Here is a 22142-nt window from a genome sequence, read left to right on the forward strand (position 1 = left end):
CCAACTAAGCTAAACGCTTAGTCTTATCGCTATTCATTTCATCTAGGGAATCCAGCTTCTCTAACAAATATTCCAGATCGGCGCGTGGAATAGCTTGAAACTGTGTAAGCACACGCTCCGTCATACGCTTGCGGAACCGAGCTAAATCCCCTTCGCCACCATCCATAGTGTTTTCATGAAACACTTCGATTGCCAATTTGAAAGCTGGAAACATTCCATTTGGCAATCCGGCACGTTCGAAGATTGTTTTAAGCCCCAGATTCCCCGCATCATGAATCATCAACCAGGCTTTAGAGTGCGGCACGCCTGCGAGCTCGGCAAAAGCCCATTCGACAAAATTCATGTGGCCAAGACACATAGCACGCATGATCAATGATGGCGTCATTCGACCACTCAAGTTCAAATGCTGCACAAACGTCCCTGGATCAGATGTCTTTCCTGCTTGCTCAACAAGATCAAGCGTCGCACGCTCTCGCGCTCCAGATGCAATCTCTATTGCAAGCTGTGGCGGCAATTCATGATCATTGACCAAACGATCAAACAATTCACCACTCACAAGTGAAACCATTTTTTCTGCAATGTGAATAGGAATACTCGATCGCGAAATTATGGCGCTTTTGATGTCATCGTCATTTTCAAAGCGATTAATGGTTGTTTCATACGCACGATCCGAAAATGAAGCGCCTTCATTCAATGCCGCCGCCTCAACGGCGTCTTTATTTCCATGCTCAGCAATAACTTCAACAACAGCTTCAGAAACCTGATCCCGCTCAGCAATCGCAACTTGCTTTTCTGGAGACGATGCTAGCAATAATTCAATTAAGTCATCTTCTGATAATTTAGGCGAGTGCTTAAGTATTGGCGCAGCAACGCTTTCAATATCTCTTGCTAATCTCACAGCTAGATCACGTGGAAGGTTGGGTGATGAGCGCAATGTTACGGCAAGTGTGCGACGCACAAGAGCTGCAGCATCCTCCGCAAGAATACGCATAATCTGGTCAGCATTCTCTCTATCTTTAGGAGAGAGCTTTGCCGTATCTATCCGTCGACATATTTTATGAGCGGCATTCGCGCGCGCTTCAGGAGTTGCCCCTTTTACAAGGCGACGAATATCATCTTGTGTAAGATTTGAACGCATAGTGGCGACGGACATGATTACTGTTACCCATAGTAAAATCGCGCTTCCAAAATTCCAACAAGCGCTTTAATACTTTGACCTTTTATTATTAACGAAGCTTTTACGTTACTATTGTTTTCGTAACTCTTTCTTCGTCATTCTTATCTTTTTCGGCGATTTCGAAGTGTTTTTGCTGCAGATCAAGCAAAGTCATCACCATCCCCGTACTCAGTTCAGCACCTATTTTTAAAGTGCTAACAGGAGGCAAAGGTGCAGAACGAACAATGCTTTGCTGCACATTTCGTATTTCAGAAAACACTTCAGATGTAGTATTTGGTTCTGGAACGTGCTGACCGGTCAAATTGGAATAAACAGCTGCGACACTGCGAGCTTGACCATTTCTTTCATTAAAAATTGCTGGATTTGCACGCGCAGCAGCCGGAAACAAATCAGCAGCTTTTTGAGAAGATCCATTCTCAGTTGCTTTGATTAAATCAACTGCCCCTTTAGGCCCCATAAAGTGTGCAACGTATAATTCTTGGCTTGTTGGTTCGCGCCCAATACCACGTTTTAAAATGGTCGCATTCTCATTGGCCAACTCACCTGCCATTATCGAGGCCATCATAGGATCTTCGCGCATAGCAAGAATGTCCGCCTTCTCAGAAGCGTCTGCCACACGCGCTTTGCCGCCTGAAACAGCGACAGCATCAGCGGCATGGGTTAAACCATGCTTTTCACCATAGCGGTCGACCATTCTTAGCCATGTATCATCCGTAAACTGAAATAATCCGGTTGCAGACGAGGTCGTTGCCTTTGCACTTGCGTCCAATCCTGACTCTCTTTTGGCTGTCTTTAGAAGATAACCAAAATCGGCTCCCGTCTCACGTGCGGCTTTGCGAATAGCTGTCTGTGCATCCATAGGGGACGCGAGCTGGGAATTTGCTATTGAAGCTTTGGAAGTCGCATCCATAATAAATCTTACCTTTTACTTATAGATAAAATTATATCCTCAATATCAATCTTTGGTTAACAAAACGGGCAATTTACCCATCTCTTTCAGCTCATCTCCCGTCTGCCCCCTTTTCAAAAGGAAGAAACTAATATCTATACACCAACTAAGAATTTTATAGAGGTAATCTCTAATGGGTGATCTTAAAGCCGTAACCGTTTTAGTTGTTGATGACCATCAGAACATGCGCCAGATCTGGCTCACTGTTTTAAAAGGCTTTGGAATAAGAAAAATTGTACAAGCTAGTGATGCTGCCACTGCACTCGAAATATTAAGAGATCAACCTATCGACATTGCAGTCATTGATGTGATTATGCCCGATATTCTGGGAACAGAATTAGTCACCCTCATTAGACGCGCTGACGATAGCAAAAACAAACTACTGCCGATCATCATATGTACGGCTGATACGCGGCGGTCTGCGATTTACCAGCTTATAAATGCTGGTGCGGACGAAATACTCACAAAACCTGTCAGACCTGACGCGATCTGGCAAAGATTAGTATCAGTAGTCAATCACCGTCGCCAATTTTTAAAAACAGACACTTATTTTGGCCCAGACAGACGACGCGTCGATGATCCATCCTATAAAGGCAGAGATCGCCGAGAATCTGCATTTCTATAAAACAAATTCAGTTCGTAGAAAGATAGTTTTCTGTTTGAGCTTGGCTCTCAAATCTAGATGGTGCGAAACGCTGCTCCAGAGAAGACACACCTTCTTCTAAAATCAGGCGCTTTACAATATCACCAGTTAATGGCGACAGTAATATACCATTTCGATAATGCCCTGACGCTATGGCAATGCCTTCAACATTGCTCCACCCTATAGCAGGCGCATGGTCTGAAGTCCCCGGCCGCACACCAGCCCAACTCATCTTGATTTCAGCGGACCCCAGAACGGGACAAATTTCAGCCGCTGATTGGCGCAAAGATTCTATATCATTTGGATTCACGTTCTTATCGGCAACGCCCCACTCTGATGTTGCTCCAATCACAATTCGTGTGGACTTAGGCGCTATATAACCAGCCCCAAAACGCAAAACTTTAGAAGGTGCTCCATGCATAGGATCAACAGACAGCATTTGACCTTTCACGGGCACAATAACATCATTAGGCAGTAAGCGCGTAGCCTCACCATCGATCACAACAGAATCTCCCGAACTTACGCCGGCAGTCCAGACCAAATTATCAAATTCTCCCAAATGAGGCACACACCAAAAGCCATTCGAACGAGTAAGGTGAGTAATGGGAATATTGGGTATAACTTGAACCCCCGCATCCGCCAGAGCCGACATCAAAGCCCCTATTACAGACCAATTGTCGACTTGCTGATCAGTTGGCAGCAATAAAGCGCTTATTAAATTTTCTGATAGTGACGGATCAAGCTTTCTAGCTTTTTTTGCTGACAATCTTCGCACAGGTACGTTTCGAGTCAGACAAGCCTTCTCTAAAACATTTAAGCGCTCTTCTTGAACATCATTTGCTGCACAAGCCAGTGTCCCCATTCCCAAAAAGTCGATAGAAGTATCAGAATAAGCCTGTAGCCAAGGCGCAAAATCTCGCCAAATATCCGCAGCAGCCATACACAATTCAAACAAATCTTGATGTGCATTTGGCTCATGTGCCGCTTCATATGCAGGTGCCAACATCCCCGCAGCAGCCCAACTCGCACCAGTTGCCGGTTTTGATTTATCGACCAACACGACCTTAACACCAGATTGTGCCAATCTGAGCGCCACACACATTCCGACCAGTCCAGCCCCGACGACCAAAACGCGTTTTTTCTTAAGCTGATGAGAATCATAAAAAGTCATTTATCAGATATAGCGACTTCCCGTTTGATTTTCACCCCAATTCCCCTAACAAATGTATTGGACATAACAAAGAAACAATACGCACAGACGTTAAAGTATCTTTTCTATAGAACTGGGTGAAGACACAGAGTGCCCAACCTAACTTTAAGATGCAACTTTATCAGGTATAGCGCGCTGCGTTCTCCAGAATGTCAGGAATTTCGCAGCGTGAGATCTATTGTGAAATGTTATTTTTCTGCGCACTGCTGCGCCAGTGTGCTCAGTCGTCATCATGAAGTCCAACGCCTGAGAGCTATCCGCGCAATCAATTGTTTCTTCACACCATTTAGCAAATGCATCCAAGGCCATTGCCAGACGCACACCGTCTCTAGCCGCTTCACCCTCTAATTTAACCACCACTTTGGTCATTTATATCCCCACACTCTACTTATATAATTTGCCACCCCAACAAACTTTCAAAGTAAGTAGCTAGGACAATACGGCTCAAATCATTCCGTATCCAGACAATAAGCCTGACAAATGCAACATCTAAGCCAAATTCCCCAAATAGCGTAAATTTTAAGCACGATAGTTTTAAATGCCCAAACCAAAACCGCCCAACACTATAGTATTGGGCGGCAACTCTTGGATTCAAACGTTGATAAAGGCTAGCTGTGCGCAGCCGCAATACGCGCTTTAGCCAACTCAAGTGCGATTTCACTTGAAGGACGCGCTTCTGATGAAGCCGTATCTAAAATTTGTCCCAGCGTCTGTGTAAGTGTTTCAACTTTGGACTTCACCCAAGGCAGACTGTACAAACCTGAAATTTCTGACGCGACATTAATAATGCCGCCGCCATTTATAACAAAATCAGGTGCATATAAAATTCCAGCCTGTCTAAGTTTCTCACCCATCTCATCAGTAGCAAGCTGATTGTTTGCACCGCCGGCAATAGCTTTTACCTTCAACCGCGCCAAAGTATTGTCATTAATAATGGCCCCTAGTGCATTGGGTGAAAACACATCAGCATCTGCATCATATATATCATCCGGCGCAACAATCACTGCCCCGGTTTTTTGCGATACTTGTTTCAAACTCTCTTTGTTGATGTCTGTAATTATTAGCTTTGCACCAGCCTTTGCCAGAAAATCACACACATATCCACCGACATGCCCGACACCCTGCACAGCGATACGAACGCCTTCCAGATTATCAACTTTCAAAGCACGCTTCGCAGTAGCTTCAATCCCTTTAAATACACCCAATGCAGTGATTGGTGATGGATCCCCTGAAGCTGAATCTCCATCATCGAGACCAGCTACAAAACGCGTTTGCTCAGAAACGTATTTCATATCATCCGGAGAGACGCCGACATCTTCGGCGCTCCAATAGCGACCATTTAGACTATCAATGGCTTGCCCAAAAGCTCGAAATAATTCTGGTGATTTTTGAGTTTTGCTATCGCCCCAGATAACTGCTTTCCCGCCACCCAAGGGCAAGTCTGCTATTGCATTCTTATAACTCATACCTTCGGACAAACGCAGAGCATCCCGCATGGCCGCTTCACTATTGACATAGTTCCACATTCGGCACCCTCCAGCAGCTGGCCCCAGTGCTGTCGAATGAATTGCAATAATCGCTTTCAGTCCCGTGTCTTTATCATAAAATTGATGAACACTCTCATGATTAGCAAAAGCTGCAGTATCAAACATAAAGGACTCCGGTCGTTAAACAGCCTATCAATGGCCAACTAATGGAGAGTTGATAAGCCCAATCAACCAGCTAGTGCAATGCCTGATTTAACAAACCTTACAACAGCAAAAAGGAAAATATGCTGAAAACCTCTTAGATCCAGCCAATTTTATGCGGAAATAGTTGATTCAATAAATCAATTAACCAAACAAGTCATCGACAGCACTTTGATCGAGTTCTTCTTCTGGTTCCCCAGCATCTTCATTGACTTCTACTTCCCAACTTTCATCTTCGCCTTCATCGGCAGAAATCTGGGGTTCATTCATCAAACCATCAATCGTTTCAGATTCGACTTCTTCAGCAGGTGCAATTTCAGCTTCTGATTTTGAAAACAATTCAGCCTCAAGAGAGCTATTTGCTACACTAGGTGCTTCATCCAATTGCTCATCCGATAACGCCCCTGGTTTTTCAACTATCCAGATATCGACACGCAATTTCCCCGCTTCCAGTGCTTTGAGGCGTTTCCGCCAAGCAACAGCTTCCCAGGAAACCTCCTGTAGCATAAGCGCCGCATCACGACCGCCTATGCCTTCAGCGACGACATCTTCAAGCGCAGGCCCCAACCGAGCAAAAGCAGCCTTTACAGAATCGATCACCATGCGGGTCACATCCACACGTCGAACAAATTTAAACCCTGTTGTCTCAAGCGTTTGCTGCAATACCTCACCATGCATCAATTGAGGCTCGGCCCAAGCTGAAGCAAATGCTGTCTGAGGATTAAAATCTGGGTTTGCAGAATAATCTAGCACGGCCCAACGGCCACCATCTCTGAGAGCACGATACACACGAGAACAAAGCCCTGCTTTATGGTCGACATAAGTCAACGCATCTACCGATAGCATGGATTTCAATGACCCGTCTTCAAATCGGTTCATTCGATCCAAATCAGTACTGGATACACGTGCGTTTTCAGTCAGTTCAGAAGAGCGCTTAACACAAGGCTCTCTCCATTCAACAAGCTCAAGAGCTTCGCCGACGGATTCAGCTATCACATCGGTAGAAATAGCATCAACACCCAGCAAACCGATCTTCCCGATTCGCCCTTTGACGCGCCCCATAGCCTCTATCAGTATCGCGTCCAGCTCACCATCGCCCGGAACATACCGCCCTCGCCCCCACATCGTTTCCAATGCAGCAACCCGTGGTGTAGGTTTTGAAACTTTCTTTCCATCTTCTAAAGGTTTGATCTTAAGAGATGTAACTTCTTTGCTATCTTGCTGCTTTTCTACCTTTTGTAGATATGCTTCGCGATCAAAATCTTTTCCATTCCACCATGCGCCGATGCGAGCTTTTAGCTCAGCACGACCTTCTGGTTCAGCAATAGAATTAAGTTGCTCGACGAGTTCCAAGACAGTTCAACCGTTCAAAATTACAATTATTCACCGATGAACTTAAATGCGTGTGGTTAATATTCGGATAGTCAGTTTGCTTGAATTCATCCTTTCAGCCAAGAAACCGTGCAAAAAACCAAAAGATTACCTACCTCCATGGTAATTCTGGTGATTGCGAAGGTAATTGCGTTTTAGGATCGTTTGCAAAAGCAAGGATGTCATCCAGCACAATTTTACGATCAATATCTCTTAAAAGCATGTGATAGCCATGTTCATAATAAGCCGTTCTTACATGTTTGGGTAATTTGGGTGTGGTACGTTTCACACCATTATCAGGAATAATCTGGTCCTTTGCGCCATAGAGCAAAAGCGTTGGAATCTCGGATGGTAGTTCATTAGCAACTTTATGTGCTGCCTCCATCAGAGAAACCACACCATATACACTGTCTATTCTATTGGTCTTTTGAAAATAAGGATCTTCCCAGTGAACACGCAAAACTTCATTATTGTCTGTTGGTGTGATGGATTTGGTTACGATCTTTGGCGGTTTAACAATCCATGATGGTCTTATATGTGAGCTAATCCATAAGCTGATCCGGTATATAAAAGGATTAGTGCCCCAGCCACGCAAACCAGGACCGGATAAAATCAACATATCAGCATCAGGTTTATGATCCGACGCAAATGCAGTCATACTCAACGCACCACCCATACTGACACCTAAAACCGCTATTTTCGCATCTGGATGTCTGCGCCTCACCTCTTTGGTTGCGGTGAATAAGTCGCCCCTCATCACTTCTTCTTCCGGCCAAATACCAGAGTTGGGAGAGCGCCCAAAGCCGCGTTGATCATAGGCATAAGTTGTGATTCCTTGCTCGGCCCAATAAGGAGCAGACCAACGAAAAGCACCGGCATAATCATTCATGCCATGCACACCCAAAAACACAATTTCGGGCTCACCCAACTTACTTTCCCAAACACTCAGCCCAAGCCCAGCTCCATCTGATGCCACGAACAAATCTCTTTCAGGAAAAAACCGACCAATCTGATTTTCATGACTTTCTTGATTAGGCATCGTGATTCTTCCTTGTTGAACCGGCATACAATTGGAAACCAACATCAAGTAGAGCATCACTGATACGTATTTTAACATCTTCACTTGAAGCACCTCATCCTATGCAACAAAAACAAGCGAAACATACAAAACGCAAAATTGCCCCTTGCTTACGTTCATTTGCGTTCTAAGCTTGCTGAAAATTCCAATGGAGCAAAATAATATGATCCGAAACGCCCTTACCACAGTTATCTCCACCGTGCTGCTATCAGCTACATTTGCGTGTGCACCGCCTTCAGAAAACGAAAGCACACCTTCAAGTGAAGCAAAACCATCTACCGCAGCTGTAGAGACAGCCGAATTTATTATGCCAGCACTGGCAAGTGGCACGATACCAGAAATTTCGGAAAGTGATCTTTCACAACGGCTGGAAATTATTGCCTCCGATACATTTAAAGGCAGAGCACCGGGCACATTGGAAGGTGAAGCATCTGCGCAATGGGTTGCAGATGAAATGGCCCGTATAGGTCTAGAGCCAGCTGTTGATGGATCATACTCTCAAACAGTAAAAATGAATGCACAGACAATTGACCTAGAAAATTCAAATTTAACATTATCCATAGCTGGTGAAAGCGACGTGCTGGAACCCGGAAGTGATGCGGTATTCTGGACCAAACGCCAAACCGAAGGTCCAATTGATTTTGCAGATTCAGACCTAGTATTCGTAGGCTATGGCGTAAATGCTCCAGAATACGGCTGGAATGATTATGACGGCATCGACATGACTGGTAAAACAGCCGTTATTTTGATCAATGACCCGGGTTTTGAAACCGCAGACCCTGAATTGTTTAATGGTAAATCTATGACTTATTATGGTCGATGGACTTACAAATACGAGGAAGCAGCTCGCCAAGGTGCAGATGCCGCCATTATCATCCATGAAACAGCTCCGGCCGCTTATGGCTGGAATGTCGTTTCAGGCTCATGGTCTGGTGAGCAAGCAGATCTCGTGCGCGCTGGTGACGGGATGGATCGCATTCCAATGGAAGCTTGGATATCAAATGCATATGGTGAAAAACTATTTGCCCACATGGGGACCACTTATGCTGATATGAAAAAGGCAGCTTATACCAAAGGCTTTAAAGCCATACCAATGGAAGGCATCAAAGCTTCTGGCTCAATCACACAAACTGTCACACGCAAAGAAAGTCAAAACATTGCAGGTGTCGTCAAAGGAAAAACAGCTCCAGACGAATACATGCTTTATATGGCTCACTGGGATCATTTAGGGGAAAAGAAGAACTTCGCGACCGAAGATTCAATCCATAATGGCGCAATTGATAACGCCAGCGGCGTTAGTCTAATGCTAGAAATAGCTGAAGCATTTGCTGCGGGCGAACAACCAGATCGTTCAATTATATTTCTGGCTGTTACGCTGGAAGAAAGCGGATTGCTTGGATCAGCTTATTTTGCCGAAAACCCATTTATTCCGCTAAATAAAATTGTGGCCGGTGTAAATACGGATGCGATTTTCCCGCGCGGGCTAAGTAAGAATATGGAGATCATCGGGTCTGGGTCTTCAGAACTAGAAGATAGACTTGAAGATATACTGAAAACTCAAGACAGATATGTTAGCCCCGATTCAACACCGCAAAATGGTTATTTCTATCGCTCAGACCACATAAGCCTCGCAAAAAAAGGCGTGCCGGTTATTTATGCTGATGGAGGCGCTGATCTGGTTGAAGGCGGCGTTGAAGCTGGATTGAAATTTGCTGCCGAGTATACGGCAAATGACTACCACAAACCTTCTGATGAATATAACCCAGATTGGGATTTTGCAGGCGTTGCTCAAGATGCTCAAGCATTCCATGCGCTAGGGCTTGGCATAGCAAATTCTACCGATTGGCCAAACTGGTATGAAGGAAATGAATTCCGCGCCATTAGGGATGAATCTCTATCAAAATAAATAGCGTGGCGTTCACGTTAATTTATGGTATACAGGCGATGAACGTGAATTAACGTTCATCGCTTTATTCTTAACTCAAGAATAAAGTGTTCGGATCGAACTGCCCGGGGAAGCATATGTTCACGTCCACAACCGTGTTCATAAAACGCCGATCCGGACTTGAAAGAGCTCTTCGCAAGTATCCAACCTTGCCCCGAGTGGAAGGACTAAAGACTTGGCTTACAAGGACAGCACCCGCCGTCCATCTTCTGTCCCAGCAGGCGACCGCACTCTCTTCACCTACAATTTGGAAGACTTGAAACGCCTTCCCTAGGAGACTGAATATGACAACTGGTACAGTGAAATGGTTTAACGCAACTAAAGGCTATGGCTTTATAGCGCCTGATGATGGCGGTGCTGACGTGTTTGTACACGTCACTGCAGTTCAGCAAGCTGGTCTTGCAGGACTGGACGAAGGCCAAAAAGTAGAATTTGAACTCGTGACAGATCCAAAGCGCGGCAAAACATCTGCTGGCGATTTGAAATCTCTCTAGAGAGAATATGGCTCAAAGTCGCTCTTAATATTAAAGCCGGTTCCAGTAAGTGAGCCGGCTTTTTTATGAATGAATTTATGCTGTAAAAACACCCGCCATAATCGCTAATGCAAACACAGCGACAACCCCAAGAATAGACAACACTAAAACAATAGGCATCCCTTTAGTTTCTTCACCTTGGCGTGCTTCTTCAGCTGTCAGTTCATCAAATTTTTCTGCATCAGAATCTACAACGGGCTTTTCTTCCGGCTTATATGCTTGATTACTCATTTGCTTTCTCCTTACCTTAAATTAACGTGGCTAGGAGAAATTCGTTCCAATGCAAATTAAGTCAGCACAATTTACAGGCCTATAGGCCCGCTCCTTTTGCAACCCAATATGTGATACCGGAAACGGCATAGGCCAACCCAAACAAGTAAGCTGTCATCATTAACGTCCATTTCCATGAATTGGTTTCACGGCGCACAGTCGCAAGTGTTGCAAAACATTGCGGTGCATACACAAACCAAGCAAGAAACGCCAAAGCAGTTGGAAGAGACCAAGCATTCTGCAAGGCTGCTGACAGCCCTTCTGTATTCTCTTCTCCCCCTTCAATGGCATAGACTGTTCCCAGAACCGATACAGCCACTTCCCGTGCTGCCATTCCTGGGATCAGGGAAATCACCATTTCCAAGTTAAATCCTATTGGCGCAAAAATAGGCTCTATAACCGACCCAATCTTACCAGCAATAGATGTTCGCAATTCCGGCTCATCTCTCAATGGAAATGTTACTAATGCCCATAGAATAACTGATGTCGCAAAAATAATCGTTCCAGCACGCTTCAAGAAGGCCCAAACACGCGACCACAACCCTAAGAAAAAGTCTCTCGGTTGCGGGACTTTATAAGTCGGCAATTCCATAATAAGTGGTTGAGATGGCCCTTTTGTAGCAGTCTTCTTAAGAACAAACGCAACAAGAATAGCGCTCACAATGCCAGCCAAATAGAGGCCAAACATAACAAGGCCCTGCAATCGAATTGGTCCCCAAACTTGATCATTCGAGAAAAAAGCCCCGATAATCAATACATACACAGGAATACGCGCCGAACATGTCATCAATGGCGCAACCATTATCGTTGTAAGGCGATCCTTCTCATTCTCAATTGTCCTTGCCGCCATCACGCCAGGAATCGCACATGCAAATGATGATAAAAGCGGAATAAACGCGCGCCCATTCAGACCAACACGCATCATAGCCTCATCCATGACAAAGGCTGCACGCGCCATATATCCTGAAGCATCAAGAAGCAGGATGAAACAGAACAAAATGATAATTTGCGGAAGGAACACGACGACCGATCCCACACCCGCTATCACACCCTCAACGATAAGATCTTGAAATAACCCATCGGGGATAACCGCAGCAACACCATTCCCCAGCGCTTCAGCGCTGACTTCTATTAAGTCCATAAACGGGGTGGCCCAGCTAAACACGGCCTGAAACATAAAGAACAAGATAACAAAGAGCGTAACAATACCGCCGACAGGATGCAGCACGACCTTGTCTATATTCCGTGTCACTTTGTTCATAACTGGTTCAAACAAAACGACTTTATTTGCAATAGCACGTGCTTCTGACTGAAGTTGTTTTATATCAACCTTCTGCTGTGGTATTTGACTTTGTTGACTTTTTAAATTCTGAATCTGGTCATCGATGACTTTAAGCAGAGACTGACGACCAGCTGAACGCGTTGCTCTTGTGGTCACAACAGGAACACCCACTTCTTTCTCAAGTGCATCAATATCCAGCTTTACGCCGTCACGTTCAGCAAGATCAATCATGTTGAGCGCTAGAATAATTGGCTTTCCTAGCGTTTTCATCTGCAAAACAGTGTGAAGGTGTGTGCGAAGATGTGCGGCATCCACCACAACAACAAGTGCATCTGGTGGTGTTTTACCTTCAATATTGCCGGCAATTGCATCAACAGCCACGCGTTCATCCACTGAATGCGCCTCAAGACCATAAATCCCGGGCAAATCCATGACTTCGACATCAACACCAATAGGTGTTTTAAAATGCCCAGAACGCGTCTCAACAGTAACGCCGGAATAATTCGCTGTTTTGGCCAGACCACCGGTTAAACCGTTAAACAGGGTTGTTTTCCCTGAATTGGGAGCACCAACCAATGCAAGTTTTAATGAAGTCACGCAGCTGCCTTATTTTCTGGGATAATTTTAATAAGTGAAGCTTCACCTTTACGCAAAGCAATCATTGTACGATTCAGCCGAAAGGATAAAGGCGTGCCACCAAACAATCCTGTATACAGAAGTTCGACTTCATCGCCCTCTGCAAACCCAATTTCACGCAATTTCGAGACTGTAGACTGACCTGATTCATTTTCAGAAAAGCCAGCAACTCTTGCAACAGCACCTTTTTTCAACTCGTTCAGCGTCATATACACCACTCCAGAATAGGAGTTCAGGTATATTGAGAATGGTTTGCAGACGCAAGCCCTGAACACAGAATAGTGATCACCTAATTTCAGATAATAAGCAAAACAATTCAGAACAATACGTTGAGGAGCATGTAAAGCAGATAAATCTTCTTTACATGCCCCTTAAATTTCATCTTGCTTTAAGTATTTCTAACAAATTCCAGCTTGATAAGCTTCGATTTGCTGCATTGAAAATGCCTTCATATCTTTGCCTTCAGAATGCGCTTTATACCATTCAACTGTTTTAGCTATGCCTTCATCTGTTGACCAAGCTGGGCCCCATTTCAAAAAGTGGCGTGCTTTGGTCGAATCAAGTGCCAATAATTGCGCTTCATGTAGTGGAGATCCTTGAATATCGACTGGAGGTTTCTTCCAGTGCTCACCAAAAGCATCAACAATCTGCAAGGTTGTAATGGCCATGTCTCCAATTGGACCAAAATTCCAACTGCCTGACATTGTTTTATCACCATTGTACAATTTCTCTCCTAGCGAGAGGTAACCATGACATAAAGCCAGTACATGTTGCCAAGGCCGCGTTGCTGCTGGGTTTCGGATTTCCAGCGGTTTATCTGTTTCAAGCGCGCGGACAATGTCTGGAATAAGTCGATCCGTTGACCAATCGCCTCCCCCAATAATGTTGCCGCCGCGTGCGCTTGCACAAAGAACTTTTTCCTTATCAAGAATAGTATCAAGGTAGGAATGTATGACCAATTCACAGGCTGCTTTAGATGCACTGTACGGATCTTTCCCGCCCAGACGATCAGATTCGCGATATGGGTGAATCCACTCATTATTGTGGTAAACTTTATCTGTCGTGACCAGCACGACAGCTTTGACAGTGTCGCTATGGCGCACTGCTTCCAGCAATTCAGCTGTTCCAATAACATTTGAGCGGTATGTTTCTAATGGATCATGATAAGACTGACGCACTAGAGGTTGAGCAGCAAGATGATAAATGATCTCCGCTCCGCTCGCATCAAGTGCGGCCTTAACGACACCAGGTGATGAAATATCACCTATGTGCGAATTTTTATCAGTCCAGAAATCAACAAGAGAATGCATATTGGGTGTTGTATATGGTGCAAGTGACAACCCATGCACATCCGCTCCCAATTTGTTCAACCAAAGAGACAACCAAGAACCACAAAAACCGGTGTGACCAGTCACCAATACTTTGTTGCCACGAACATAATCAAACATCTAAATTCTTCTTCCCAACAAAATCAAATAAAGCAGTCTATAGCAGGTATATGCCAGTTGAATTAACCTTCAAACAACGGCCAATTCCGATCTTTATCGGACATAACAGTTATAGGTAAAGGCCATTCAATACCAAAAGCAGGATCGTCATGACGCACACCGCTTTCCGCTTCGGGTGTATAATAGTTCGAAACAAGGTAAGTGACTTCAACATTGTCTTCTAAAGTCTGAAATCCGTGTCCAAACCCGCGTGGAACGAGCAGTTCTTTTCTGTTTGTTTCTGAAAGCTCAAAGGCTTCCCATTTTTTAAAAGTTGAACTTTCTGGTCTTAAATCGACAATGATATCGACGATCGACCCTTTAATGCATCGTACAAGTTTATCCTCAGCATGGGGTGCATTCTGTTTGTGCATTCCCCGTAATGTTCCCTTTTCAGCTGAAAAAGACGAGTTCTGCTGCACAAAAGAAATCTCTATACCCTGTTCACGAAACTCTGCCGCACAAAATGTTCTCGTAAAAAAACCACGATCATCACCGCGCTTTTCAACTTCAAGCAAATAAGCGTCTTGAAGTGTCGTTTTGTGAAAAATCATATTGATCCAATCCAGTATTCACATAATTACGCAAAATGTCGGTGTTATATTCAATGAATGTCCGAAACCGATACACTTTTAAACCTATGTCGCAGAAATTTGCGATTAATGTACCAACTAAATATCTAAGATTTCATACGAACAGCATATATTTGATTCCGTGAATATTAAGAAGAAAAGTGTAGAGTGCACGCAATACGTACCGGAAGGTTAGAATTAAGACTGGAATGTCGCGTTGTTGACTTCATTCGAGATTAGTTTGCCCATATTTGTCCGGCAATATGGTTCAATGCATCAGGATTTATCTAAATGATTATCGTCGACACCGCACTTGCTAAACGTGCTGAAGAAAAGCGTCCGATTAAAGTTGCAATGATTGGAGCTGGGTTTCAGGCGAGAGGCATCTTGCTTCAGGTCGCACAATCAGTTCCAGGCGTCCAGATTGTTGGTATCGCAGCTCGAAACGTCGACCAAGGATTATTCGCATACTCACAAGCAGGCCTAGAAGCCACAACCGCCGAATCCGAAAATGACATTAACGACGCAATTCGGGATGGCAAATTTGTGGTGACCCCCAATGCGATCGCGCTCGCACAAGCCGACGATATTGAATGTGTCTTGGAAGTTACCGGCTCAACCGATTATGCAGCTCGCGTTATACTTGCAACAATAGAAGCCGGTAAACACGCTCTACATATGAATGCAGAAGTAGATGGAACAGTTGGCCCTATATTAAAAGTCAAAGCCGATAAAGCCGGCGTGATTTACTCATTCTCTGATGGTGATCAGCCCGGTGTTGAAGCCAATCTTTTGCGCGTTGTGAAAGCTATGGGTGTTAAACCTGTCTTAGCTGGAAATATTAAAGGGCTTCACGATCCATACCGGAACCCGACCACACAAGCTGGATTTGCCAAACAGTATAAACAAAAACCCGCAATGGTTGCGTCATTTGCTGACGGTACGAAAGTCGCATTTGAACAAGCCCTCGTTGCAAATGCTTTTGATATGCGCGTTGCCAAGCGTGGAATGATCGGCCCCGACTTTTCTGGTGGGGACCCCTACGCTCCTAAAGTACCGCTTGAAGAATGCCTTGATGTCTACAAACCATATCTTGGACCAGACAAGCCTGCACTCGTTGAATATGTCGTAGGTGCGGCTCCTCCCGCTGGTGTGTTTGTATTGGGTTGGCAGGAAGACCCAATCCAGCAGCATTATTACAATTATTACAAGCTAGGTAAGGGTCCACTTTATGTTTTCTACGATCCTTATCACTTGTGCCACATGCAAGTGCCAATTTCGATCGGACGTGTCGTCTTGTTTAATGACGCTGTTATTTCTCCTGACGGCGCACCCAAAGTCGGTGTAGTTGCAATTGCCAAAAAAGATCTTTCTGAAGGTGACACAATTATCGATATGGGTGGGTATGAAGTCTATGGTGAGACTGAAAACCAAACGACCATAAACGAGGAAAACTTGCTACCGATCGGGATTGCTATGGATTGCAAACTCAAGCGCGCAGTCGCCAAAGATCAAGCCATAACATTTGACGATGTGGAACTGCCTGAAGGGCGCATTATCGACGCGCTCTATCAAGAACAAATCGCATATTTTTCAAACTAGAATAAAAATTCCATCTCAATTGAAAGTCGGCAACATTCTTGCAATTGGGGAAATATCTTAGCTATTCGTCCTAAAAGGGGTCAAAGTGATGAAAGTAGTAATTCTTGCAGGTGGATACGGAACGCGTATATCCGAAGAAACATCTGTACGTCCAAAGCCAATGGTTGAAATTGGCGGTCGTCCAATTCTATGGCACATCATGCGCACGTATGCGATGCACGGTCACACAGATTTTGTTATCCTTGCTGGATACAAAGCTGAGTTTATCAAAAACTACTTTATGAATTACGCTCGCATTAATTCAGACTTCACAATCAACACAAAGACAGGTGAAGTGCTCTGGAGCAATAACGACCTTGAGGACTGGAACGTCACAGTCCTTGATACTGGCGTTGAAACAATGACAGGTGGACGCATTAAACGTGCGCGCGAAGTGATTGGTAATGAACGTTTCCTTCTCACATACGGAGATGGAGTCACAGACCTCGATATCAACGCTCTCATCGAACACCACGATAAAGCCGGAAACATGGCAACTCTGACTGCTGTAACGCAACCGGGTCGTTTTGGTGCATTGGGCCTTGAGAACAACAATACGCATGTACGTGCATTCCGTGAGAAAGGTGCCACTGATGGCGGTCTTATCAACGGTGGGTATTTTGTGTGTGAACCAGGCGTTTATGACCTTATCGAAGGTGACGACACCGTTTGGGAAGACGCACCAATCGAACAAATGGTAGAACTTGGTAAATTAGGTTCATTCCACCACAAAGGTTATTGGCAGAACATGGACACGCTTCGTGATAAAAATGTTCTGGAAAAACTATGGGCCAGCGGCAACGCACCTTGGAAAGCCTAAGCCTTTAAACAACTCAATTTACAGCTGCTCATATGCTAGACCTCAAATGAGCAGCTGTCGCCAAACTGTTTCTCGAAACAGTCAATATCTGTTTGTGCAGGAATCTAAAGGTACCTCTGATGTCTAAATCTCATATTCTTTCAGAGTCTGAAGAAAAACCTTCCTCTCCTGAAAATGATATTAGCAAATCCATGGGCTCCACTGTTGTCAAAGGCGCAGCGTGGGGAACATTAGCAACTATTGCACGGATCTCATCCGCATTATTGGTACTCCCCGTACTAGCAAGATATCTACTGCCTGAAGAATTTGGAATTGTACAAATCGGAATGCCGGTTGTTCTCTTCCTCATGTTATTTAATGACTTTGGTTTTGGACCTGCTCTCGTTAGAGCAAAAAGCGTGACAAATAACGCATGGTCGAGTGTCTTCTGGGTGAATATCTCTATCGGGATATTGATGACTATCACAATGTACGCAATGTCCGGTCCTATAGCCAATTGGTATAAAGTTCCCGAAGCCAAACCAATTCTTGAAGCACTTTCACTTATTCTGGTGTTGAGCTGCGTCACAATTACGCCCGCCGCCATGCTTCAACGAAAAATGCGCTTTGATATCCTATCCATGACAGAAGTGATTTCGATCGGAGCTGGGATCTGCGTTGCTTTTTATGGCGCAATCAATGGATATGGCGCATGGGCATTAGTTGGCCAGCAAGTCACAATGTTTGCGCTCAAAGCAGTCTTTATGCTTGCCCTATCCTTCCCACCTGTTTCCTTTGTGATTGATCGCGGCGAACTAAAAAGCCTTCTGGGTTTTTCTTCGCACATGATGGCTTCCCGAGTTCTAAATTTCTTCTCCCGCAATATTGATAACATCGTCATTGGGCGCGTCCTTGGTGCTGCTGCACTAGGATATTACTCTATCGCCTACCGCATTTTGCTGTTGCCTGTGGAAGTTTTCGCTTGGGGACTTAGCCAAGTTCTCATGCCGGCCATGTCCAAGTTTCAAGATGATAAAGGTAGAATGCGCGCCGCGACTTTACGAACATATCGTCTTATTTCCGTTTTCACTTTTCCGCTTATGGCTGGAATATCAATTCTCGCCGAACCGATCATTGTGTTTTTCCTCGGGGAGCGCATGGCCAATGCTGCGATTGTTTTGCAAATCATTGCGCCTGTCGGTGCGATCCAGAGTATCACAAGTACGCAAGGTGCAATGTATATGGCGCTTGGAAGAGCCGACATTTTATCAAAATTGTCTCTGCTAGGCCTAATCGCGATGACAATTTCCACGCTTATTGGTGCACAATGGGGACTTGTCGGAATCTCTTGGGCTTATTTGATATTAGTCGTCGTGATGACGCCCCTAACCTTCTTGCCTTTGTTTAAATTGCTAGAGATGCCGATTTCAACGGCGTTCAACGCGATAAAAACACCACTGATTTCAACACTGATAATGACTGCAATTCTTGTTGCCATTCATCTTCAAACACCTGTTGGAAACGTCAGTAACTTTGTAAAATTGCTTATTCTCGTCCCAATTGGTGGCATTATCTATATAGCAAGTGCCGCCATTCTAGATCGCCCAATCGTCAAAGAAGTCTTCGGACTTGTCGATGAAATTCGAAAAAAATAGTCTTTCACCTCAGCGTAGGCGCTGGTTTAAATTTGGAATACAGTCATGACAGTCAATTCAGAAACACCGTCAGATCTACCACGCGTTGCTATCGTAACACCGATTTACAATGGCGGTAAATTTCTTGCTGAAACAATGGATTGCGTTCAGGCACAAACTTACCCAAATTTAGTACACATTGTTCTTGATAATAATTCCAGCGACAATACTGCCGAAGTCATTGCACAATACCAAGACGCCAAAGTTCCAGTCATCAAACACACGAACAAAGAAACACTTCCGATTACGGAAAACTGGAACACATGCGTAAATCTTACGCCCAAAGACGCTAAATATTTTCGACTTCTTTGTGCCGATGATTTGATGACACCCGATTTCATAGAAAAAACCGTCGCAATTGCCGAAACAGACGACGAAATCACAACAGTGTGTACCAAAGTCACAAAAAATGATGTTCCCGTTGATTTCAATTGGCCTGATCAGAGCGTCATTGATGGTGATGAGATTATTCGTCGTTTTTTTAAAGCCGATATTGGTTTTTTTGCAGTCCACTCTCTCATGCGCACCAATATTTTGGAAAATCACACCCCCCTCTTTGATGCCACACTTATCGGCATGGATTTTGAGGCACTTCTGGCCATTATAAAAGGTAAGAAAATGGGCATGGTGCATGAAGAACTTGGCTGGGTTCGCATCCATGAAGGCTCTCAAACATCAACCGTTATGCTTAAGAAGAACACCCATTTTGCAGACTGGCACACAGCATTGTACAGACATGGAAAAGAAGTTTTCACAGCAGAAGAATTTGCAAAAGTCGCAAAACGTTATGAACGTTACTATTTAGGCCAATGTCGTGGATGGCTGCGTGCAGGTGGTACTGATATTGTTCAATTTCACATGGACAGAATTGCATAAAACCGATCGCCCATCACCCAAATGGATAAATTGGACTCAATGCTCAACGGTGTTTTGACACGTGTTGGCTTACGTCAACCTTGGACTGGTTGGCCGAACTAATCATGCAAGTAACAAAAACTTCTAAACCTTTGAAAATTCTCTTCCGGCTCGGACCGTTTCCAATGCTGTCGGAGACATTTGTCATGAGCCAGATCGAGGGCCTCATTGCTCAGGGGCACGAGGTTTCCGTGCTGGCTGAAAATTTAAGTTCTGACATTGAACTCATAACCTCACCAGAAATTCTTCAAGTTGCACAACGGGCTGTTTTTCTTCAGCCTAAAAGTGCTTGGTTCAGCGCTTTCCTCCAAAAGCTCCCCTACCGCGTTCGACAAAAAAGGCGCCAACTAGCAGAACGCAAAGCCTACAAAAATAATGACGTCGTGGTTTGTAATTTTGGCTGGATGGGGATTGAAGCCGCAAACCAAATGAAAGACATGCCGCAACGTGCCAAGCTTGTCACAATCTTTCACGGCGCAGATATGTCCAGTTTTTTAAAGGGACGTGATGATTCTCCCTATGCCGACCTATTCGCAATTGGCGATAGTTTTCTTCCCATCAGCCAGTTCTGGAAATCCAAACTTTTGGAGCTCGGTGCGCCTGAAGAAAAAACAAGCATTCACCGTATGGGTGTGTTCACAGACGAATTTAGCTTTTCCTCTCGCGAGAAGAGTTCTGACAATCCATTCAACTTCATTACCGTTGGACGTTTGACAGAAAAAAAAGGAGTGGAATATACAATCCGCGCCGCAGCAGCGCTGAAACAAATGCTTGATAAACCCAATTTTCAAGTCACGATAATCGGCGACGGCCCGTTAAAAACTGAGCTTAAAATCCTGTGCCATGATTTAGGGATGGATGCTGAAATATCATTTAAAGGTGCCCTGCCTCACGAACAGGTCGCCAAACATCTTCAAAAAGCCGATGCTTTCCTCCTGCCAAGTGTCACAGCTCAAAATGGTGATATGGAAGGTATTCCTGTAGCACTAATGGAAGCCATGGCATCAGGCCTACCTGTTATCTCAACGCGACATTCGGGTATTCCCGAACTTGTCATTCATGACAATACAGGACTTCTAGCAGACGAACGTGATCCCCAAGGCCTTGCACAAGCAATGCACCAAACTCTGACGGATCACACCAATAGAGAAACTCTAGCGAGCTCTGCAAGAAAACACGTTGAAACAGAATTCAACAATGCTTTATGGAACCAAAAGCTCAGTGACCTTTGCCTACAAATAGCTAATCAATCTCCAGTGACTGGAGACAAGCAATGACTGAAATATCCGTTCTTTTAGCAAGCTTTAACGGCGGCGACCTTTTACGGCGAACACTAGAGGGTTATGTCGCCTTGGGAGATCCTGGATTTGACTGGCAAATTATCGTCGTCGACAATGCCAGTACAGATGACACCCAAGCCGTGCTGGACACCTTTAAAGACAAACTTCCTTTGCTCGCCTTGTATGAACCCCAAGCGGGTAAAAATCGTGCGCTCAACAAAGGTATCCCTGCTCTAACGTCTGATTACGTTATTTTATCAGACAATGATTCTATCCCGCATTCTGGTTTTCTAAATCATTGGGTGGACGCATTTAAAGCCCAACCAGAAACAGATGTTTTCGGCGGTTCAATAACGCCTCTGTTTGACATTGAAATGCCGGACTGGATGCTAAAACATAAACCACGTTTTATAGAGCTATATGCACTACGAGAAAACATTCCCGATGGGCCAATCGGAGCAGACTACATTTTTGGCCCAAATATGGCCGTGCGTAGAAGTGTTTTTACCAAAGGCGTCATCTTTGACGAGGGAGTCGGCCCCAATGGCACAATAAGTAACTACGCAATGGGTAGTGAAACAGCATTTTGTCGACACGCAGCTGACAAAAACATGACCTTGGGTTTTGCAAAAATGCCCACTGTTTCGCACATAGTTCGTCCAAATCAGATAACTCAAGAGTTCAGAAATAAACGCGCTTTCAGACTTGGACTAGGAACAGCACGCAAACACGCTATCGAAGGAGAGATTGGACCAGTATCCAAAAACCCTTTGATAAAAGGCCTCAAAGCAGTTGGAGAGCCTGTCCTAAGATACTTTAAAGACTTAAAAATGCAGTCCAAAACTTGGGTTTCAGATCCTCTCTCCAAATCCGAAGCAATCTGGAATTTGCATTTTTTTCGAGGTTATCAACAGGGAAAGAAACTATCCCGACAGTCTTTAGAAACACAAGATTAAGACCAATTTGCTACAG

The 22142-nt window shown here is 44.6% G+C and carries 21 protein-coding genes; 9 read left to right on the forward strand and 12 right to left on the reverse strand.

The features are described from left to right. Window positions 1-4 precede the first annotated feature (4 nt). Window positions 5-1153 carry a DUF2336 domain-containing protein gene (locus HBAL_RS10690; RefSeq protein WP_015827958.1) on the reverse strand — a complete coding sequence of 383 codons (1149 nt, stop codon included), beginning with the start codon at window positions 1151-1153 and terminating at the stop codon, window positions 5-7. Window positions 1154-1238: 85 nt separating this feature from the next. Beyond that, complete coding sequence (locus HBAL_RS10695; protein ID WP_015827959.1) at window positions 1239-2087, reverse strand: lysozyme family protein; 849 nt, start codon at window positions 2085-2087, stop codon at window positions 1239-1241. A gap of 172 nt (window positions 2088-2259) precedes the next feature. Between HBAL_RS10695 and HBAL_RS10700 the strand changes: the two genes are divergently transcribed. Continuing rightward, window positions 2260-2751 carry a response regulator gene (locus HBAL_RS10700; protein ID WP_015827960.1) on the forward strand — a complete coding sequence of 164 codons (492 nt, stop codon included), beginning with the start codon at window positions 2260-2262 and terminating at the stop codon, window positions 2749-2751. A 7-nt stretch (window positions 2752-2758) separates the two neighbouring features. Here HBAL_RS10700 and HBAL_RS10705 read toward each other — a convergent pair whose 3' ends face one another. The 5 genes from HBAL_RS10705 to HBAL_RS10725 all read right to left on the reverse strand — a co-directional run bounded on the left by HBAL_RS10705 (window position 2759) and on the right by HBAL_RS10725 (window position 8077). Continuing rightward, on the reverse strand, window positions 2759-3940 hold the full coding sequence (locus HBAL_RS10705; RefSeq protein ID WP_015827961.1) for an NAD(P)/FAD-dependent oxidoreductase: 1182 nt from the start codon (window positions 3938-3940) through the stop codon (window positions 2759-2761). Between the two features lie 144 nt (window positions 3941-4084). Continuing rightward, window positions 4085-4348 (reverse strand): hypothetical protein, encoded by a 264-nt coding sequence (locus HBAL_RS10710; RefSeq protein ID WP_015827962.1) that lies wholly within the window; start codon window positions 4346-4348, stop codon window positions 4085-4087. 239 nt (window positions 4349-4587) lie between these two features. Next, the gene (locus HBAL_RS10715) at window positions 4588-5631 is read right to left on the reverse strand and encodes a Leu/Phe/Val dehydrogenase (RefSeq protein ID WP_015827963.1); all 1044 of its coding nucleotides are present in this window, start codon (window positions 5629-5631) and stop codon (window positions 4588-4590) included. Between the two features lie 180 nt (window positions 5632-5811). After that, window positions 5812-7020, reverse strand: coding sequence for a methyltransferase domain-containing protein (locus HBAL_RS10720; protein ID WP_015827964.1), 1209 nt, complete (start codon window positions 7018-7020; stop codon window positions 5812-5814). 130 nt (window positions 7021-7150) lie between these two features. Next, window positions 7151-8077 (reverse strand): alpha/beta fold hydrolase, encoded by a 927-nt coding sequence (locus HBAL_RS10725; RefSeq protein ID WP_015827965.1) that lies wholly within the window; start codon window positions 8075-8077, stop codon window positions 7151-7153. A 202-nt stretch (window positions 8078-8279) separates the two neighbouring features. On the opposite strand from HBAL_RS10725, the gene HBAL_RS10730 reads away from it, so the two are divergent. Next, complete coding sequence (locus HBAL_RS10730) at window positions 8280-10022, forward strand: M28 family metallopeptidase (protein ID WP_015827966.1); 1743 nt, start codon at window positions 8280-8282, stop codon at window positions 10020-10022. A gap of 323 nt (window positions 10023-10345) precedes the next feature. Continuing rightward, complete coding sequence (locus tag HBAL_RS10735; RefSeq protein ID WP_015827967.1) at window positions 10346-10555, forward strand: cold-shock protein; 210 nt, start codon at window positions 10346-10348, stop codon at window positions 10553-10555. A 75-nt stretch (window positions 10556-10630) separates the two neighbouring features. Here HBAL_RS10735 and HBAL_RS10740 read toward each other — a convergent pair whose 3' ends face one another. From HBAL_RS10740 to rfbC, 5 genes are all read right to left on the reverse strand, one after another. Continuing rightward, window positions 10631-10825 (reverse strand): hypothetical protein, encoded by a 195-nt coding sequence (locus HBAL_RS10740; RefSeq protein ID WP_015827968.1) that lies wholly within the window; start codon window positions 10823-10825, stop codon window positions 10631-10633. A 79-nt stretch (window positions 10826-10904) separates the two neighbouring features. After that, the gene (gene feoB, locus HBAL_RS10745) at window positions 10905-12743 is read right to left on the reverse strand and encodes a ferrous iron transporter B (protein WP_015827969.1); all 1839 of its coding nucleotides are present in this window, start codon (window positions 12741-12743) and stop codon (window positions 10905-10907) included. Beyond that, on the reverse strand, window positions 12740-12991 hold the full coding sequence (locus HBAL_RS10750) for a FeoA family protein (RefSeq protein ID WP_015827970.1): 252 nt from the start codon (window positions 12989-12991) through the stop codon (window positions 12740-12742). The genes feoB and HBAL_RS10750 overlap by 4 nt, the downstream gene beginning before the upstream one ends. 189 nt (window positions 12992-13180) lie before the next feature. Beyond that, window positions 13181-14230 (reverse strand): CDP-glucose 4,6-dehydratase, encoded by a 1050-nt coding sequence (gene rfbG, locus HBAL_RS10755; protein ID WP_015827971.1) that lies wholly within the window; start codon window positions 14228-14230, stop codon window positions 13181-13183. Between the two features lie 62 nt (window positions 14231-14292). Further along, window positions 14293-14823 (reverse strand): dTDP-4-dehydrorhamnose 3,5-epimerase, encoded by a 531-nt coding sequence (rfbC, locus tag HBAL_RS10760; RefSeq protein ID WP_015827972.1) that lies wholly within the window; start codon window positions 14821-14823, stop codon window positions 14293-14295. Window positions 14824-15132: 309 nt separating this feature from the next. Between rfbC and HBAL_RS10765 the strand changes: the two genes are divergently transcribed. The 6 genes from HBAL_RS10765 (at window position 15133) to HBAL_RS10790 (ending at window position 22126) form a co-directional block, all read left to right on the forward strand. Next, window positions 15133-16443 (forward strand): NAD(P)H-dependent oxidoreductase, encoded by a 1311-nt coding sequence (locus tag HBAL_RS10765; RefSeq protein ID WP_015827973.1) that lies wholly within the window; start codon window positions 15133-15135, stop codon window positions 16441-16443. Window positions 16444-16531: 88 nt separating this feature from the next. Beyond that, on the forward strand, window positions 16532-17302 hold the full coding sequence (gene rfbF / locus HBAL_RS10770) for a glucose-1-phosphate cytidylyltransferase (protein ID WP_015827974.1): 771 nt from the start codon (window positions 16532-16534) through the stop codon (window positions 17300-17302). 119 nt (window positions 17303-17421) lie between these two features. Next, entirely contained in the window at window positions 17422-18936 is a 1515-nt protein-coding gene (locus HBAL_RS10775) for a lipopolysaccharide biosynthesis protein (RefSeq protein ID WP_015827975.1), read from the forward strand. Between the two features lie 45 nt (window positions 18937-18981). Beyond that, window positions 18982-19851, forward strand: coding sequence for a glycosyltransferase family A protein (locus HBAL_RS10780; RefSeq protein WP_015827976.1), 870 nt, complete (start codon window positions 18982-18984; stop codon window positions 19849-19851). A gap of 185 nt (window positions 19852-20036) precedes the next feature. Continuing rightward, window positions 20037-21167: a glycosyltransferase gene (locus HBAL_RS10785; RefSeq protein ID WP_015827977.1), complete on the forward strand. Its 1131-nt coding sequence runs from the start codon at window positions 20037-20039 to the stop codon at window positions 21165-21167. Further along, a complete protein-coding gene (locus tag HBAL_RS10790; RefSeq protein ID WP_015827978.1) occupies window positions 21164-22126 on the forward strand; it encodes a glycosyltransferase in 963 nt (320 codons plus the stop codon). The genes HBAL_RS10785 and HBAL_RS10790 overlap by 4 nt, the downstream gene beginning before the upstream one ends. Window positions 22127-22142 lie beyond the last annotated feature (16 nt).

The sequence above is a fragment of the Hirschia baltica ATCC 49814 genome, from assembly GCF_000023785.1.
GTDB classification, from domain to species: domain Bacteria; phylum Pseudomonadota; class Alphaproteobacteria; order Caulobacterales; family Hyphomonadaceae; genus Hirschia; species Hirschia baltica.